This window comes from Nocardioides sp. (genome assembly GCF_047607185.1).
Lineage (GTDB): Bacteria > Actinomycetota > Actinomycetes > Propionibacteriales > Nocardioidaceae > Nocardioides.
In genome coordinates this window covers 1-16,144 of record NZ_JASGDQ010000041.1, presented here as the reverse complement: position 1 = coordinate 16,144, position 16,144 = coordinate 1, and the positions used below count along the sequence as shown (strand labels likewise).

The 16,144-nt window shown below is 70.8% G+C and carries 15 protein-coding genes and 1 pseudogene; 3 read left to right on the top strand and 13 right to left on the bottom strand.

Features of this window, described 5'->3' with window-relative positions:
* Window positions 1-545: 545 nt before the first annotated feature.
* From ahcY to QM595_RS03955, 9 genes are all read right to left on the bottom strand, one after another.
* Entirely contained in the window at window positions 546-2,024 is a 1,479-nt protein-coding gene (gene ahcY, locus QM595_RS03995; protein ID WP_415170232.1) for an adenosylhomocysteinase, read from the bottom strand.
* A gap of 43 nt (window positions 2,025-2,067) precedes the next feature.
* Entirely contained in the window at window positions 2,068-2,997 is a 930-nt protein-coding gene (locus tag QM595_RS03990; protein WP_415170231.1) for a DUF808 domain-containing protein, read from the bottom strand.
* A gap of 14 nt (window positions 2,998-3,011) precedes the next feature.
* A complete protein-coding gene (locus tag QM595_RS03985) occupies window positions 3,012-3,362 on the bottom strand; it encodes a Uma2 family endonuclease (RefSeq protein ID WP_415170230.1) in 351 nt (116 codons plus the stop codon).
* A 60-nt stretch (window positions 3,363-3,422) separates the two neighbouring features.
* Window positions 3,423-4,490: an acyltransferase family protein gene (locus QM595_RS03980; protein ID WP_415170229.1), complete on the bottom strand. Its 1,068-nt coding sequence runs from the start codon at window positions 4,488-4,490 to the stop codon at window positions 3,423-3,425.
* 50 nt (window positions 4,491-4,540) lie between these two features.
* On the bottom strand, window positions 4,541-5,107 hold the full coding sequence (locus QM595_RS03975; RefSeq protein ID WP_415170228.1) for a Uma2 family endonuclease: 567 nt from the start codon (window positions 5,105-5,107) through the stop codon (window positions 4,541-4,543).
* A gap of 79 nt (window positions 5,108-5,186) precedes the next feature.
* Window positions 5,187-6,224: an SIS domain-containing protein gene (locus QM595_RS03970; protein WP_415170227.1), complete on the bottom strand. Its 1,038-nt coding sequence runs from the start codon at window positions 6,222-6,224 to the stop codon at window positions 5,187-5,189.
* Window position 6,225: 1 nt separating this feature from the next.
* Window positions 6,226-6,444, bottom strand: a complete 219-nt coding sequence (locus QM595_RS03965; RefSeq protein ID WP_415170226.1) for a Trm112 family protein — start codon at window positions 6,442-6,444, stop codon at window positions 6,226-6,228.
* Window position 6,445: 1 nt separating this feature from the next.
* Entirely contained in the window at window positions 6,446-7,813 is a 1,368-nt protein-coding gene (locus QM595_RS03960; protein ID WP_415170225.1) for a phosphomannomutase/phosphoglucomutase, read from the bottom strand.
* Between the two features lie 35 nt (window positions 7,814-7,848).
* Window positions 7,849-8,211, bottom strand: a complete 363-nt coding sequence (locus tag QM595_RS03955) for a DUF3499 domain-containing protein (RefSeq protein WP_415170224.1) — start codon at window positions 8,209-8,211, stop codon at window positions 7,849-7,851.
* Between the two features lie 50 nt (window positions 8,212-8,261).
* On the opposite strand from QM595_RS03955, the gene QM595_RS03950 reads away from it, so the two are divergent.
* Window positions 8,262-8,699 (top strand): metallopeptidase family protein, encoded by a 438-nt coding sequence (locus QM595_RS03950; RefSeq protein WP_415170223.1) that lies wholly within the window; start codon window positions 8,262-8,264, stop codon window positions 8,697-8,699.
* Here the strand turns inward: QM595_RS03950 and QM595_RS03945 are convergent.
* The 3 genes from QM595_RS03945 to QM595_RS03935 are packed head-to-tail and all read right to left on the bottom strand — an operon-like array spanning window position 8,684 to window position 13,372.
* A complete protein-coding gene (locus tag QM595_RS03945) occupies window positions 8,684-10,066 on the bottom strand; it encodes a DUF5719 family protein (RefSeq protein WP_415170222.1) in 1,383 nt (460 codons plus the stop codon). The two genes, QM595_RS03950 and QM595_RS03945, sit on opposite strands and share 16 nt — an antisense overlap.
* Window positions 10,063-12,939: a glycosyltransferase gene (locus QM595_RS03940; RefSeq protein WP_415170221.1), complete on the bottom strand. Its 2,877-nt coding sequence runs from the start codon at window positions 12,937-12,939 to the stop codon at window positions 10,063-10,065. The genes QM595_RS03945 and QM595_RS03940 overlap by 4 nt, the downstream gene beginning before the upstream one ends.
* A 46-nt stretch (window positions 12,940-12,985) precedes the next feature.
* Window positions 12,986-13,372, bottom strand: a complete 387-nt coding sequence (locus QM595_RS03935; protein WP_415170220.1) for a hypothetical protein — start codon at window positions 13,370-13,372, stop codon at window positions 12,986-12,988.
* Window positions 13,373-13,535: 163 nt separating this feature from the next.
* On the opposite strand from QM595_RS03935, the gene QM595_RS03930 reads away from it, so the two are divergent.
* Window positions 13,536-14,834 carry a hypothetical protein gene (locus tag QM595_RS03930; protein WP_415170219.1) on the top strand — a complete coding sequence of 433 codons (1,299 nt, stop codon included), beginning with the start codon at window positions 13,536-13,538 and terminating at the stop codon, window positions 14,832-14,834.
* A gap of 83 nt (window positions 14,835-14,917) precedes the next feature.
* On the opposite strand, the gene QM595_RS03925 is transcribed toward QM595_RS03930, so the two are convergent.
* Window positions 14,918-15,403: a hypothetical protein gene (locus QM595_RS03925; protein ID WP_415170218.1), complete on the bottom strand. Its 486-nt coding sequence runs from the start codon at window positions 15,401-15,403 to the stop codon at window positions 14,918-14,920.
* Between the two features lie 317 nt (window positions 15,404-15,720).
* Here QM595_RS03925 and QM595_RS03920 point away from each other — a divergent pair.
* Window positions 15,721-15,924 (top strand): annotated as a pseudogene (locus QM595_RS03920) (hypothetical protein); the annotation flags it as partial.
* Window positions 15,925-16,144 lie beyond the last annotated feature (220 nt).

Below are 16,144 nucleotides of genomic sequence, written 5' to 3'. Positions count from 1 at the left end.
GGTCGCGGTACATCCGCACCGCCCTGGCCATCGTCTCCTCGTCATACTTCCTCGCTGCAGGCACGAGCCGATCTTCCTTCCGTGAGTCTCTTCAGACCCTCCGACTCGCCCAGGGCGGTTCAGGGTGCTGGTCGAGGCTGCGCCACTCTCTGAGGACGCGGTCTAGGAGCTTGAGTCGCTGGCTGACGGTCCGCTGTGAGTAGTCACGGCTGGCGAGCCACTGGTGATAGGTCTCTCGGCAGGTCTCGGTGGTGTTGTGGTAGGTCATGCCGCCGAGAGTGGCGGGTCGGGTGGGGCCTGCGGTATCAGTGATACGGCTGTGATTCGTGGCGCGGCCGGGCACCGAAGATCAGGCCGCGTGGTGGATGTGCTCGTACCACCGAGTAGCCTCAGTTTCATCGCCCGTGGCCTCCCCCCAACACGCCGAGTCGGCAGAAATGCTGGTCCCCAACACGCCGAGTCGGCAGAAATGCGGGCGTGCACCCAGCACTTCTGCCGACTCGGCGCTTCTCAGAACCGCACTTCTGCCGACTCGGCGGGGGGGGTCAGTAGCGGTAGTGGTCGGGCTTGTAGGGGCCCTCGACCGGGACGCCGATGTACTCGGCCTGCTCCTTGGTCAGCTCGGTGAGCTCGACGCCGAGAGCACCGAGGTGCAGCCGGGCGACCTCCTCGTCGAGGATCTTCGGCAGCACGTGCACGCCGAGCTGGTAGTCCTCTGACTTGGTGAAGAGCTCGATCTGCGCCAGCACCTGGTTGGTGAAGGAGTTCGACATCACGAACGAGGGGTGGCCGGTCGCGTTGCCGAGGTTGTAGAGCCGGCCCTCGGACAGCACGATGACGGACTTGCCGGCTGCGCCGTCCTTCGGGGGAAAGGTCCAGGTGTCCACCTGCGGCTTGATGGTGTCCCTGACGATGCCCGGGACGGCGGCGAGGCCGGCCATGTCGATCTCGTTGTCGAAGTGGCCGATATTGGCCACGACCGCGTTGTGCTTCATCTTCTCGAAGTGCTCGACGCGGATGATGTCGAAGTTGCCGGTGGTGGTGATGAAGAAGTCGCCCTCCTCGACGACGCTCTCCAGACGCCGTACGGCGTAGCCCTCCATGGCGGCCTGCAGCGCGTTGATCGGGTCGATCTCGGTGACGATGACCCGGGCGCCCTGGCCGCGCAGCGCCTCGGCGGTGCCCTTGCCGACGTCGCCATAGCCGCAGACCACGGCCACCTTGCCGCCGATGAGGACGTCGGTGGCACGGTTGATGCCGTCGATGGCGGAGTGGCGGGTGCCGTACTTGTTGTCGAACTTCGACTTGGTGACCGAGTCGTTGACGTTGATCGCCGGGAACAGCAGCGAGCCCTCGTTGAACCGCTCGTAAAGCCGGTGGACGCCGGTGGTGGTCTCCTCCGAGACGCCCTTGATGTCGGCGGCGATCCTGGTCCAGCGCTGCGGGTCGGCCTCGAAGGAACGAGCCAGCACGCGCAGCACCTCCTTGAACTCGGCGTTGTCGGTGGTGTCCTGCGGCGGCACCACGCCGGCCTTCTCGAACTCGGCGCCCTTGTGGACCAGCAGCGTGATGTCGCCGCCGTCGTCGAGCAGCATGTTGGGGCCCTGGCCACCGAAGTCGAAGACCTTCTCGGCGAGGTCCCAGTACTCCGCCAGGGTCTCGCCCTTCCAGGCGAAGACCGGGGTGCCCTGGGGGTCCTCGGCGGTGCCCGTGCCGACGACGACAGCGGCCGCGGCGTGGTCCTGGGTGGAGAAGATGTTGCAGGAGGCCCAGCGGACCTCGGCGCCGAGCGCAACCAGGGTCTCGATGAGGACGGCGGTCTGGATCGTCATGTGCAGCGAGCCGGCGATGCGCGCGCCCTGGAGCGGCTGCTCGGCGGCGTAGCGCTCGCGCAGCGCCATCAGGCCGGGCATCTCGTGCTCGGCGAGGGTGATCTCCTTGCGGCCGAATTCGGCCAGGCTCAGGTCGGCAACCTGGTAGTCCATGAACGTGCCCTTCACGAAGGTGTGACGTCGGCGGCGCATCTGCGCTACTTCGGGATCTCCCGCACGCGACGTGACCCTGAGACTACCCGCGCAGACGCCGTACGCCGGAAATCCCGACGAGGATCAGCGACCCCACGACGAGCCCGATGACGAAGGAGACCAGGGTGTTGAAGAGCCAGCCGAGCAAGCTCCCGAGGGCCGCGACGTGGTGGGCGATGTCGTGCTCGAGGTCGTGCACCCAGCCGTAGGGCTGGTCGAGACCGAGCTCGTGGCTGCTGGTGAGCAGCAGGTGGCCACCGACCCAGATCATCGCGACGGTGCCGATGATCGACAGCGCGGTGAGCAGCCCCGGCATGGCCTTGACCAGGCCCCTGCCGAGGATCTTGCTGAAACCCGAGTCGCGGCCGGCCAGATGGAGGCCGATGTCGTCCATCTTCACGATCAGCGCGACCACGCCGTAGACGCCGACGGTGATGACGACGGCGACGACCACCAGGATCGCCAGCCGGGACCAGATCGACTCCTCGGCGACCTCGTTGAGGGCGATCACCATGATCTCGGTGGACAGGATCAGGTCGGTGCGGACCGCGCCGGCAACCATCTTGTCCTCGGCGTCGGCACCCACGTCGGCGACAGGCTGCTCGTGCTCGTGACTCGGCACAAACCACTCGTGGACCTTCTCGGCACCCTCGAAAGCGAGGTAGAGGCCGCCGCAGATGAGGATCACCGGGATCAGATCGGGCACGAACTGGCTGAGCAACAGCGCCAGCGGCAAGATGACGACGAGCTTGTTGCGGATCGAGCCCTTGGCGATCTTGCCCACGATCGGCAACTCACGCGCCGGCGCCAGGCCCTGGACGTACTGCGGCGCGACGGCGGTGTCGTCGACCACCACGCCGACGGTCTTCGCGGTCGCCTTGCCCGCCGCGGCACCCACGTCGTCGACGGAGGCGGCGGCCAGCTTGGCGATCGCCGCGATGTCGTCGAGAAGACCGAACAGACCCGCACTCATGGGCGGAAGGCTACCTAGTGGCCTGTCGCGGCTCCTAGCCGAGCAGAGCGCTCGGAGCGATGGTGACCGGGAACGGCCGGGACGCCTCCCAGGGGCGGGTAGACCGTGATGTCAGGAATCATCTCCGTGTCGTCGGCGAGCACGACGCCGACCTCCGTGGTCATCACACGCCAACCCGGTGGCAGACAGGCTCGCAACACATCCGCAAGCCCCTCACCGGCGAAGGCATGAACCGGGCGAGGCGCGGCACTCACGACCAGCACCCCGTCGATGAGCTCGTAGCGGTTGCCGTCATCCGGCGTCGCCTCGAGATCCTCGATCCTCAGCGCCCTGCCGCGGGGCAACGTGTCGTACGGCATCGTCATAGCCCTCATGGTGCCTCACCTTCCCGAGATCCGACATGGACCAAGGCTGGCGGCCCGGTCTCAGCCGCGCAAACGGCTGTCCACAGGCTGCCGATCGGTGTCGTCGACCTGGTCGGCGACGGCGGTGAGCTCGACGGCGTGGCGGACCCGGCGCTGGGCGTAGCCGAGCGGGTCCACGAGGTGCCGGAGGACCCGTGAGACGGGCTGCCAGGCCAGCAGCAGCACCACACCGATCGCTGCGGCAGTCGTGACGAGCAGGCCGAGCAGCGGGTGGGCGGCGGTCCAGGTCTCGTAGCCGGCGTAGCGGGCGCCGAGGACGAAGAAGCCGTGGCAGAGGTAGACCACGAGGGTCATCTCCCCCAGCCCGGTCAGCCGGGTGCGGATCGGCGGCACCAACGCGAGGAAGGCCAGCGCCCCGGCGGCACCGAGCCCGAGCAGGCAGGCACGCAGCACCATCCCGTGCAGGTCGCCGACGCCGAGGTCGGCATAGGTGCTGCGGTAGTAGAGCCAGCCGGTGGAGGCGAAGGAGTCGGTGTGCGCGGTCAGCAGCCAGATGAGGGCGAGCACGGGCACCGCGAGGATCCGGGCCAGGGGGGGGGGCAGCAGCGCCAGCCGCTCCGGGGTGGCCAGCAGCCCCATCGCGAAGAACGGCAGGAAGCCCACCACCCGGGCCAGATCCAGGGTCGTCGGGGCGACCGCGCCCAGCACGACGCTGACGGCGGCGGCGACGGCGAGCGCGGCCGGGATGGCGCGCAGCGCCGGGGTGAGCAGGCGCCAGCAGAAGAGCGCGGTGAGGTACCAGAGCGGCCAGTGCGGGTCGGCGAAGAGGTCCTGCAGCCGCTCGCCGCCGACATAGGTGCGGAACAGCGCCAGGGCGCACTCGAAGATGAGATAGGGCACCGCGACGGTGCGGACCAGCAGCCACAGCCGGCCGGGCGAGTAGTCGAAGCTCTTCGACAGGTAGCCGGTGACCAGCACGAAGGCCGGCACGTGCCAGACGTAGAGGAAGTCGTAGAGATGGCTGTCGCGGGCGTTGTCGGGCAGCAGCGTCCAGGCGTGGCCGATGACGACGAGGGTCACCAGCGCCAGCTTGGCGTTGTCGAGCCACGGGTCACGAGCGGAGGTCACTCCTGTGGTCTACCCGGTCTTCCTGAGAACATGCCTCAGCAAGCTGTGAGTCAGTCGAGCAGTTCGCTCGGGGCGATCGTGACCTCGAACGGGCGGGTGGCGGTCCAGGAGCCGTCCGTCACATCGGCCACCTCGACGTACCGTCCGTCGGTGAGCTCCCAGGCGATCAGTCGTAGTGAGTCCGGATCGACCACCCAGTACGACGGGATGCCGGCTCGCTCGAAACGGGCGAACTTGACGTTGAGGTCGTTGAGCGCAGTGCTGGGCGAGAGCACCTCGACCACCAGCTGCGGCTCGTCGACGTGCGACTCGTCGCGCATCTCGGTAGCAGTGAGCGCAGGCAGTACCACGAGGTCGGGAATGGCAAGCGTGTCCGGAGAGAGGACCGTGGCGAACTCCGTCGTCATCACCCGCCAGCCGCGTGGGCAGTGACGGCGCAGCACATCGGCGAGAGCCTCCGCTACGAAACCGTGAATACGACGCGGGGCGGCACTCACCACCAACACCCCATCGATGAGCTCGTAGCGGTTGCCGTCATCCGGCGTCGCCCCGAGGTCGTCGATCGTCAGCGGCCGCCCATAGGGGATCGCGTCGTACGTCGTGCTCATGACACTCATGGTGCCTCACCTTCCCGAGATTGCCCATGAAACGATGCTGGCCGCTGCGACAGGTGGCCGCAAACGGCTGTCCACAGGCTCAGTCCTCGACCAGGCCGACCCTCAGGTACTCGGCGGCGTAGAGGCCGGTGAGCAGCAGTTCGGCGTAGCGAGGTACGTCGCCGGCGGCCTCTGCGGAGACCACCTCGACGCGGACGCCGCGCTCGTCGGCGGCCTCGGTGAGACCCTGGCGCTGCTCGCGGCGGACCGGGTCGTCGGCACCGTCGTCGAGCACCAGCAGCACCGGGCGACGCTCGGCCACACCCCCGTCGAAGGGGTCGTCGAACACCGTGGTCGGCCGGGCGGCCTCCAGGACGGGGAGCAGGTGCTCGGCGTCGCCGGCGATGGCGGCCCGGCCGGTGGCGCGTCGGATCGACTCCGCGACCCGTCGGGCGGCGCGGGCGGCCAGCACGGAGCCGCCCCACAGCAGCGGTATCGAGTCGGCGAGGGTGAGCGCGAGCAGCTTGGCCGGGTTGCCCGTCATCGCCGCGAGCTCGCGGTGCGGCGAACAGCGGACGGCGACCTCGTCGAAGGCCGTCGCCACCTGCTCGGGGTCGGCGGCCGGGCCGAGGCCGACCCGGTCGAGATAGGAGAGCACCAGTACCGCCACGGCGAGCTGGTCGGTGGTGGCGACCGGGAAGAGCGTGACATCGCGGCCGACGGCGTGCTCGGCCACCAGCGAGCCCTCGGGGGCGGCGACCACGACCTGGCAGCCGCGGCGGACCGCCTCGGCGACGGCGCTGGCGGTGCCGGGGTCGCCACCCTCGGGAGCGAGTACGACGACGAGGTCGAGACTGCCGGCCCAGCCCGGGAGGCCGGGCGCGGGCCAGGCGACGAAGGGCACCGGGCAACTCGGCTCGAGGACGGCGCGCACCAGTCGCGAGTCGGGACCGGCCGCGACCACGGCTCGGGGACGGCCGGCGCCCTCGGCGCGAGCGACCGCCAGCTCGAGCTCGTGCTGCGCGCCGGCGGCCTCACGGCGTACCCGTGCCCCGGACTCGGCCAGTCCCCGCAGCCTCAGGTCGGCGTAGGAGAGCGCCCGCTCGTCGTCGAGCCGGGTCTCGTCGAACCAGGTCATCTCACGAGCCGGAGGCGCGTGCCTCGTCCACCAGCAGCACCGGGATGCCGTCGCGGACCGGGTAGATCAGCCCGCAGTCGCCCTGGCAGGCCAGCTCCCCGCCCTCGGCCGGATCCTGGGGGTTGGTCTCCACCGGCAGCAGGTCGCCGTGGCATTGCGGGCAGACGATGATGGCCAACAAAGTGTCGTCGAGACCCAGCGGACCTTGGTGCGCGCCCACCTCAGAGCCCCTTCGTGATGATGGCGAGGGCCTCGTCGCGGACCTGCTCCATGGTGGCCCGGTCCTTGCCCTCGACGTTGAGCCGCAGCAGCGGCTCGGTGTTGGAGGAGCGGACGTTGAAGGCCCAGTCGGGGGTGCTGACGCTGAGGCCGTCGAGGTGGTCGACGGTGACGCCGTCGCGAGCGCGGTAGGTCGCCTCCAGCTCGGCGAGGATGGCGGGCGCGTCGGCCACCGTGGAGTTGATCTCGCCGGAGAGCGGGTAGCGCTCGTAGGGCGCCAGCAGCTCCGAGAGCGGCACGTCGGCCTCGGCCAGCGCGGCCAGGCCGTGCAGCGCGGCCAGCATCCCGGAGTCGGCGCGCCAGAAGTCGCGGAAGTAGAAGTGGCCGGAGTGCTCGCCGCCGAAGACGGCGTCGGTCTCGGCCATGGTCGCCTTGATGAAGGAGTGGCCGACCCGGGTCCGGACCGGGTTGCCGCCGTGCTCGCGCACGATCTCGGGGACGGCGCGGGAGGTGATCAGGTTGTGGATCACCGCGGCGCCGGGGGCCTTCTTCAGCTCGCGGGTGGCGATCAGCGCGGTCAGCGTGGAGGGCGAGACCAGCTCGCCGCGCTCGTCGACGAGGAAGCAGCGGTCGGCGTCGCCGTCGAAGGCCAGGCCGATGTCGGCGCCGGTCTCGCGGACCTTCGCCTGCAGGTCGACCAGGTTGTGCGCCTCGATCGGGTTGGCCTCGTGGTTGGGGAAGTCGCCGTCGAGCTCGAAGTAGAGCGGGATCAGCTCGATGCCGGGCAGCTTCGCGAAGACCGCCGGGGCGGTGAGGCCGGCCATGCCGTTGCCGGCGTCGGCGACGACCTTGAGCGGGCGGCCCTGGACCGGAGCGAGGGAGAGCAGGTGGTCGACATAGTCCTCGAGGACCTCCTGCTCGGTCACCGTGCCGGTCTTGACCTCGGCCAGGGGGGAGCCCTGGAGCACCAGGTCGCGGATCTCGGCGAGGCCGGACTCCATGCCGACCGGGGCGGCGTAGGCGCGGCACTGCTTGATGCCGTTGTACTTCGCCGGGTTGTGGCTGGCCGTGAACATCACGCCCGGCAGGCCGAGGCTGCCGGAGGCGAAGTAGAGCTCGTCGGTGGAGCACAGCCCGATCAGCACGACGTCGGCGCCGGCCTCGTTGGCGCCCTTGGCGTAGGCGGCCGCCAGGGTGGGCGAGGAGGGTCGCATGTCGTAGCCGATGACGATCCGGTCCGCCCCCAGCACCTGCACGAACGCCCGGCCGGTGGCGGCGGCGAGCTCGTCGTCGATCTGGTCGGGGACGGTGCCGCGGACGTCGTACGCCTTGAAGACGGCGTTGATGTTGTCGGGGTCCAGTGTGGCCATGCTGGTCACACTAGTGGCTCACCCCGGCCTCCTGGCTAGTCGGTCGTGAGCACCCGCAGATGGCCCTTGCGGTGAGTCTCACGGGTGCCCTCCTCGGCCGTCGGCCGCGGCGGGGCGGGGGTCGGCCTGGCGGCTTCCCGCACGGCGTCCGCGAGGGCGAGCAGGTCGTCGGTGGACGGCCCCGGGTCGACTGCGGCGGCGGTGGCGAGCCGAAGCACCTCCCAGCCGCGGGGCGCGGAGAGCCGCTCGGAGTGCTCCCGGCACAGGTCGTAGGCGTGCGGCTCGGCGTAGGTCGCCAGCGGGCCGAGGACGGCGGTCTGGTCGGCGTACACGTAGGTCAGCGTCATGACCGCCGGGCGGCCACAGGCCGTACGTGAACAGCGGCGGGCGGGACTCACGAGGCAGACGGTACCGCCCTGTCCGGCTCCCGGTGACTAGGCTCGCGGATATGAGCACCACTCCGCCGGGCAGGCGCCGTATCCGCGACCGGCACGGCCGGGGTATGCGTGGGCCGGGCGTGATGCCGCGGGTGCCGGGGGTGCCCGAGCTGCCGACCGCGCGGGAGCGGTTCGACGAGCTGGCGCTCGACCTCATCCGCGAGGTCGACGAGAAGTGGTCGAAGCGGCTGGGGATGGTGGAGTACGCCGTCGAGGACGCCCCGCAGGTGCCCGACGACTGGACGGTGGACTCGGTGCCGCTGTCCTCGCTGGTGCGCGGCGCCGGCACCCGGCCGACCCGGATCGTGCTGTTCCGGCGGCCGATCGAGCACCGCTGCGAGACCCGCTCCGACCTGGAGGCGATGATCCACACCGTGGTCGTCGAGCAGGTTGCCGAACTGCTCAACGTGGAGCCGTCGGTGATCGATCCTCGCTACGAGCGGGACTGAGCCACAGCCGGGACCGGTGTGGTGCGGGGCAGCTCGCGCAGCCGTACGACGGCCGAGCCGCCGTCGGTGGCGAGCACCGCGCCCTGGAGGCCGGTGCGGGCGGGGCTGACCTCGACGCTGGCGGCTCCCTCGGGGATGTCGTAGAGGCCGGCCTTGTCCGGGGCGAGCGAGACCCGCTCCTCCCCCAGCGAGGCGCCGGTGGCGTCGCGAGCGGTGACGGTGGCGACCCCGACGGCGTCGGCGCCGGCCAGGATCAGCCGCTTCGCGCCCGCCGGGACGATGGCGGTGGTCTCGCCGGTCACGGTGCCGCCCGGGACCAGGATGGACAGGTCGCCGTCGACGACGCTGCGCAGCGCGGTGGTGACGGGGCCGGAGGCGTCGACCTCGAGACCGACGGCGTCCTGGGCGACCGGGTCGCCGAGCACCTCGTCCAGCACGACGGAGACGATCGAGTGCGGCGGTACGTCGATCGGGTCGGTGTCGGCCGGGGCGAACTCCGAGTCGGCGGTGACCAGCTTGAGGCTGGCGCTGACCTGGTCGTCGCCGCCGTTGGCGATGGCGAGGGTGTGTCGGCCGGAGCCGGGTTGCACGCCCAGCATCAGGTCGGTGGTGGCGGGGGCGGCCTGCGCGGGCAGCCAGTCCTCGGTGCTGACGCCGCCGGTGAGTCGCTCGCCGCGGTCGCGGACCGCGATGCCCACCTGGCCGCGTGCGACGACGGCGTGCAGCGCCATCACGCCGTCGCGCGGCACCACCTGGCTCAGGTCGATCTGGCGGCTGTCATGGCCGTTCACGGTGATGCCACGCAGGTCGTCGACCTCGAGCGGGCCGGTATCGGTGAGCACGTCGACGTCGACGACGGCCGGCCCGGGGTGGGGGTTGACCAGCTCCAGGACCGAGGCGTGGGTGGGCCCGGCGCCGACGCCGGTGAACCACTGGTCGGCGAGCGGCGGCGCACAGTCGTAGCCGGTGGCCGGGCTGGTCGACCACAGCGCCGCGACCAGACCAACGGCCTCGTCGCCGGTGCCGGTGACGGCGGTCGGGGCGTTCGGAGCCGGCGCGCTGGTGACGGCGTCGGCGCCGACCTCGACGGCGGTGTCGCCGACGGTGACGGAGCCGGCGGCGGGGGCGGTGACGCCGAGCTCGGTCTGCGCCGCCTCCTTGCCGTCCAGAGCGCTCGGGCAGGCCAGCGTCAGCCGGTCGAGCGCGACCGACCGGGGGGCGTGCTGCGCGACGCCGGCGGTGTCGGGGCGCACCACCGCCAGCACCGCCGCGACGACGAGCGGCAGCGCCAGGGCGAGCAGCGTGGTGACGTCGAGACGGCGCCTCGGCCTCGTGGCGGCGCGGCGTCCGGGGGTGGGGGTGCTCATCGCGTCGGCCTCCTCCGGCCGCGCTCCATCGTCGGCGCGCAGAGGGTCAGCACGGCCAGCAGGCCGGCGAGCTGGACCACCAGCAGCGCCAGCCGGAGCCAGGAGCGGTGCCCGGTGGTGGCGAGGGTCGGCTCGGCCTCGACCTGCCAGGCGCGGGTGGCGCGGTCCTGTGCGCTGGCCTGGGTCAGGCCGCTGGTGGCGTCGATGGTCGCGGCGACGGTCGGGTCGGCCGGCGCGGGCTGGACGACGTACTGGATGCCGGCGGCGGCCAGGCCGGCCACGGTGTCGTCGCCGGGTCGGGAGACGAAGTCGCGGACCAGTCCGGTGAAGGCCGCCGAGGCGGGTGTCAGCGCGGCGATCTCGTCCTCGCCGAGGGTGGTGCCGTCGTCGCGGACGACCTCGTAGCGGATGCCGCCGGCGATGTCGCCGCGCAGCACCAGGACGCCGTGCTCGGGCCCCTGCTCGGCGGCCTGCAGCATGTAGGCGGGCACTACCTTGGTGACGTGGTCGGAGAGCGAGCCGTGCCCGGCGACCACGACCCAGGCCAGTCCGCCCAGCGGGGCGATCGCCGCGACGGCCCCGAGCACGGCGGCCAGGCCGCGGCGCCAGCCGGTCACGCCGCCGGCGAGCGCGCCCTGGGCGCCGACCACGATCGCCACCACGGCGGCGCCCTGGGCGAGCACCAGCAGGAAGGAGGTGCCGGCGGGGGTCGACAGCGCGCCCAGGCGCAGCGACAGCGGGGAGAGCGCGAGCGCGGTCAGTGCGGCCACCAGGCCGACCAGCCAGCAGACCAGCACCGGGACCCGGGTGCGCGCCGGCACCAGTGCGACCACGGCAAGTGCCGGCAGCACCACCCCGAGCCACCAGGGCGCGCCGAGGTCGGGCAGCCGGCCCAGGGCCAGGCCGGCGCCGTCGAGGGCCGGCATCGGTGGCACTCCGGCGTCGAGCAGCAGGCCGGCCGCACCGCCGTGGAGCAGCAGCGGCAGCCACCAGGCGGCCAGCAGTACCACCGGGACGAGCAGGGCGACCAGCGGCGGCAGCCAGTGGGAGCGGTCGGCCAGGACACCCGGGACCAGCACGGCGGCGACCACCAGCACGACCACGGTCAGCAGCAGGAAGGCCGGCCAGGCGATCGGCGTGAAGGCGGTGACGAGGGCCAGCAGCAGGCCGGTGCGCCAGCCGGCCCGGACCCGCCGGTCGTGCTCGGGGTCGGCGAAGCCGAGCGCGGCATGGACGAGCCAGGGCAGCACGGCGGCGGCGACCACCGGGCCGAGTCGGCCCTCGCTCCAGGCACCGGCGACCAGCGGCACCAGCGCGTACGCCGTGGCGCCCCACAGGATCAGCCAGCGCGGCACGCCCCTGATCGAGAGGAGTCTCCCGATCACCCGGAGGAGCCGCCAGGCGCCCCACAGCCCGAGCGGGGCGGAGAGCAGCATGACGGTGCTGACCGCGCCGCCGGGGGTGAGCAGGGTGCCGAGCAGCGTCAGCGGCAGGAGGTACGGCGGCGCCGGGAGGTCGCTGCCCTGCCCGATGGCGTGCCAGGACTCCAGGTGGAGGCGCCACCAGTCCCCCACTCCGGCCGGCGTCGGCGAGAGCCCGTCGCCGACCACCGTGCCGAGCGCCTCCCGGGTGCCGACCAGCAGCAGCGCGACCACCACCGCCAGCAGCACCGCGACCGGGTTGGTCAGGAAGCGGGCCACCGCGCCGGTGTCCTGCAGCAGCGCCTCGCCGTCGCCGTCGATGCCCTCAGCCGCCGCCTGCCGGTTGCGGGCGGCGAACGATGCCGGATCGCGCTCGGCCGCGGCGGCCCGGCGGCGCTCGGCGATGTCCGCGGCGGAGTTGGTGAGCGCGCCGACGAGGTCGCCGACGGCATCCAGGCCGTGCCGGTAGGGCAGCCAGGGCGGCGCGAGCAGGGCGCGGACCTGTGCCGGGTCGGCGGTGTCGAGGGCGGCCCGCGCCCGGCGGGCGGCATGGATCCGGCCCGGCCGGGAGTAGACGCTGAGCAGCGCTGCCACCTCGTCTAGAGCCTCGCCGAGCGAGCGGATCGCGATGAAGCCGACCGCCCGGAGCAGGGTGCCGAGGAGGAGCCTGAGGAGTTGGAACGGCAGCCGCCAGGGGCGAGCGTTGGCGAGCAGGGTGTAGAGCGCGGCGCGGCGCTCCTGGAAGTGGGTGTGCCGGCCGGTCAGCTGAGTCCGTCGTACCCCTCGATGGGCGGCCTCGGCGTGGAAGACCACCGCTCTCGGCACGATGATGGTGCGCAGCCCCGCCCGGGCCGCGCGCCAGCCCAGGTCGATGTCGTTGCCGAAGATCGGCAGGTTGTCGTCGAGCCCGCCCAGCGCCTCCCAGGCGGAGCGACGGATCAGCAGCCCGGCGGTGTTGACGGCGAGCACGGCGCGGACCTCGTCGTGCTGGCCCTGGTCGTACTCGCCGCGCTCCAGGCCGGTCTCGCGCCGGCCGGTGCCGGAGATGGTGACGCCGAGCTCGAGCAGACGGCGCAGCGAGGGCCACTCCCGCAGCTTGGGGCCGAGCAGGTCGGCGCCCGAGGACTCGGCGGCTGCCAGCAGCTCCGCGAGCGCGGTGGGCGCGGGGTTGGCGTCGTCGTGCAGCAGCCAGATCCAGTCGACGTCCTGGCCAAGCAGGTTCACGCCGGCCTGAACAGCGGCCGGGTAGCCGGTAGCGCCCTTGAGCACCTGGACCTCGCCGAAGGCGTCGCGCAGCAGTCGAGCGCTCTCGTCCACGCTGTTGGTGTCGACGGCGACCACCTGGGCCAACGGCGCCGTCTGCGCCGCGATCCCGTCGATCACGGTCGGCAGCCATCGCGCCCCGTCATGGCTGACGAGCACCGCTGCGACACGAGGAACCGGCACCGTCACGGTCGGCAACCCTAGCCGTGGCGACCAGCCCGGCTCGACTCGCGACTCAGTCGGTCAGGCCGAACGACTCCTGGAGCCGTCGACGGGCCGCCTCCAGGATGGCGCCGTAGTTGGCGTCGAGCGGCTCTACGAGCACCCTCTCCAGCAACGCCTCCACGTTCCAGAGCACCTGTTGCTCGATGTCGTCCGCGATCCCGCTCAGCGAGTCCGACTCGGAGGTGCGAGCAAGCCACTCGAAGAGGATCAGCGCCTCGTCCCGAGACAGCGCCAGGTCGATCGGTTCGTCCTCCACAAGATCCTCCCTACCGGCCGCTGACCGGCAGGCCAGTCCGTAGCTGGTCACGCCTCGCACCACCGACGGGCCCTTCACGATCTCGCAGCCCAACACCTCCAAGGCCTGGACCACCTCCTCGGCCGGCGCGCCGGTGGTCATGCTCAGACCCGCCTACCCCTTCGATGTTCCGGGCCGCCAGAACATTTTTCTAGCGCATGGATCATGCCGGCCCAGGATTGTCGGTGGTCGTCGTTATCTTGGGTTTATGACTTCGACCTTTCCAGACGCCGCCGCTTTCGACGCGGCTGATGATCCTGGGAGCGTGCTCGAGGTCTTTCGTTCTTCTCAAACTCGGGCGCGGGCCGAGGAGGCGTTGCAGATCGCGGCGGCCGCGAAGTATGCCTCCTTTCACGAGGTCGATGACTGGACCCGGGCCGCCTCGTTGCTTGATGGGGTGCCGGGTGGGGAGGGTGAGGTGCTGCTCGGTGGTGACGGCTGTGCCTATGTGACCGAGTTCGCTGTCGTCGAGTTCGCTGCCGCGACAGGTCGGTCGACCTCGTCGGGGCGGGTGTTCCTGGCCCAATGCGTCGAACTGGTGCACCGCCTCCCTAGGACGTGGGGTCGGGTGAAGGCCGGTCAGGTAGATGGCTGGCGGGCCCGTCGCGTCGCCGAGGCCACCATGACGCTCCCCAGGGAGGCGGCCGCCTGGGTCGATGTCCATGTCTGCTCGCGGGTGGAGCGGGTCGGGGTCAGGACCCTGGACCGGTTGATCGAGGAGGCCAAGGCGAGGTTCGACCCCGAACAACTCATCGAGGACGAGGCCTCGGACTTGGCCGAGCGTCGCGTCGAGATCGCCCGGACCGCCAACAGCAGGGCTGCGACTACACGGGTGGAAGCGGTGTTGGACACCACGGACGCCCTGGACCTCGACGCGGTGCTGGATGAGATCGCCGACCAGCTCGCCGCATTTGACGGACTCGGCGACACCAAGACGGTCCGCCGGGCCCGGGCGTTGGGGATGCTCGCCCGCGGCGAGGTCGACTTCACCCGCCCCGCCGCCCGTAGCGACATTGGCCGCCCCGGCACCGACCCCGGCACCGGGGCGCGGGCCTGGGTTCAGCCGCGGCGGGTCGACCTCCGGGTTCGGGTGGCCGAGGGCGACACCCACGCGATCGTGCACTCCCTGACCGGCCAGCCGTTGGGCATGGTCACCATCGACCACCTCCGCGCCTGGTGCGGCCACAGCCAGGTGACCGTCCGGCCGGTCCTCGACCTGACCGCCGAGGCAGCCACAGCAGGCCGGTTCGCCACCGACACCCTCCGGGAACAGGTGGTCGAGACCGCCCGCAAATGCGTCTTCCCCTACTGCGAGCGCCCCGCCGAGTCCTGCGACCTGGACCACGCCAAGAAATGGCAAGAACACGGCCCACCCGGCCAAACCCGGACCGGAAATATCGCCCCGCTATGCCGACAACACCACCGCATCAAAACCCACAGCACAGGCTGGTCCTACTTCCAACTGGCTCCGGGTGAATACCTCTGGACCAGCCCCCACCACTACCGATTCCACACCACCCGACACGGCACTAGGGAAATCAGAAATCCCAGCGACCCCGGATAATACAGCTCGGGGATCGAAACTCGGTCTTACGACGACCACACGTGCCGCGACCGCCAGCGCCCCCACCAACGGGCCACATCCGTTTAGGAAAGACGCCGCCATCCGTCACCACTAAGGGCATCCCGGAGTAGATCACCTGCCCCAGCTGGCGTGTTCCCCACAAATCCGTTCGCGAAATCAGTTACTCGCCACCCGTCGCCCTCCCAATCGACGTCGATTCGCGTAACCATGAACATCCGGTCGCCCGGCGACTGAACGCTCGACTGCACCTCGGCAGCCAACTCCACCTGAAGCCGAGAAGGCTCCTCGCCACCGCCCTCTGCCGCCGACCGTAGCCATGCATCAGCATCAGCGTTGAAGCGCCGTTCGAGATGCGTCACCTGCCCGATGTAGCGGTCCTGAAGAAGATAGTCCCGGAACTGCTGCGAGGTCTCACCACTTACCAAGTGTCCAACCATATCTTCGCTTCTAGCATCGGAATCAACATCAATTTGCAACTGCGAGAACATCGCGGCGAAGTTCTCACCCGAAGCTCGATCCCTCCCGGACTTGCTGAGCTCGACGGCCATCGCGAGACTCGGGTCCGCCACGAGCGGATTCGGCTTTGCCTTGAATGCGGTCGCACCTTTGATGGGTACGCGAACTGGCTCAGGGACGAGAGAGCCGGACTCTCCGGGGAGGGAAACGGACGCGTCTGTCTGTGACGGCGTTGAGGCGGCTCCCGGTGAGACCGTTGTCGCGGTTGACGGATGGGTCGCAGTGGTCGCGCCTGCGCACGCGGTGGCGAGCGCTGCCATCACTGCGACCGGGGCAGCTAGGCGTTCACACTGAACCGCCCTGGGCGAGTCGGAGGGTCTGAAGAGACCCACGGAAGGAAGATCGGCTCGTGCCTGCAGCGAGGAAGTATGACGAGGAGACGATGGCCAGGGCGGTGCGGATGTACCGCGACCGGATCGCCGAGGACGACCAGATCAGCCAGCGCGGCGCTCGTGAGGAAGTGGGCGAGCTGCTGGGCATCAACCCCTCGACGTTGCGGAACTGGATCCGGCGCGACGACGCGCGCAACGGCGTGACCGGTCTGGGCGGTACTGGTGACGCGAACGGCGAGTCGTTGAGCGAGGAGGTTGCCCGGCTGCGGCGAGAGAACGCGAAGCTGCGTCGTGCCAACGACATCTTGCGGACGTCGTCGGCGTTTTTCGCAGCGGCGGAGCTCGACCGCCAGCTCGGCAGCTAGCTGCTGACCAGCCCGCTGATCGAGCGTCTGACACGGAGAATCCGGCTCAACAGAGCCGGATTCTCCTGTCTCAGGC

What these genes read in the sequence shown, in the direction of transcription:
- ahcY (WP_415170232.1), bottom strand. Translation starts at nt 2,024, where the DNA reads ATGCGCCGCCGACGTCACACCTTCGTGAAGGGCACGTTCATGGACTAC.
- QM595_RS03990 (WP_415170231.1), bottom strand. Translation starts at nt 2,997, where the DNA reads ATGAGTGCGGGTCTGTTCGGTCTTCTCGACGACATCGCGGCGATCGCC.
- QM595_RS03985 (WP_415170230.1), bottom strand. Translation starts at nt 3,362, where the DNA reads ATGACGATGCCGTACGACACGTTGCCCCGCGGCAGGGCGCTGAGGATC.
- QM595_RS03975 (WP_415170228.1), bottom strand. Translation starts at nt 5,107, where the DNA reads ATGAGTGTCATGAGCACGACGTACGACGCGATCCCCTATGGGCGGCCG.
- QM595_RS03970 (WP_415170227.1), bottom strand. Translation starts at nt 6,224, where the DNA reads ATGACCTGGTTCGACGAGACCCGGCTCGACGACGAGCGGGCGCTCTCC.
- QM595_RS03960 (WP_415170225.1), bottom strand. Translation starts at nt 7,813, where the DNA reads ATGGCCACACTGGACCCCGACAACATCAACGCCGTCTTCAAGGCGTAC.
- QM595_RS03950 (WP_415170223.1), top strand. Translation starts at nt 8,262, where the DNA reads ATGAGCACCACTCCGCCGGGCAGGCGCCGTATCCGCGACCGGCACGGC.
- QM595_RS03945 (WP_415170222.1), bottom strand. Translation starts at nt 10,066, where the DNA reads ATGAGCACCCCCACCCCCGGACGCCGCGCCGCCACGAGGCCGAGGCGC.
- QM595_RS03935 (WP_415170220.1), bottom strand. Translation starts at nt 13,372, where the DNA reads ATGACCACCGGCGCGCCGGCCGAGGAGGTGGTCCAGGCCTTGGAGGTG.
- QM595_RS03925 (WP_415170218.1), bottom strand. Translation starts at nt 15,403, where the DNA reads ATGGCCGTCGAGCTCAGCAAGTCCGGGAGGGATCGAGCTTCGGGTGAG.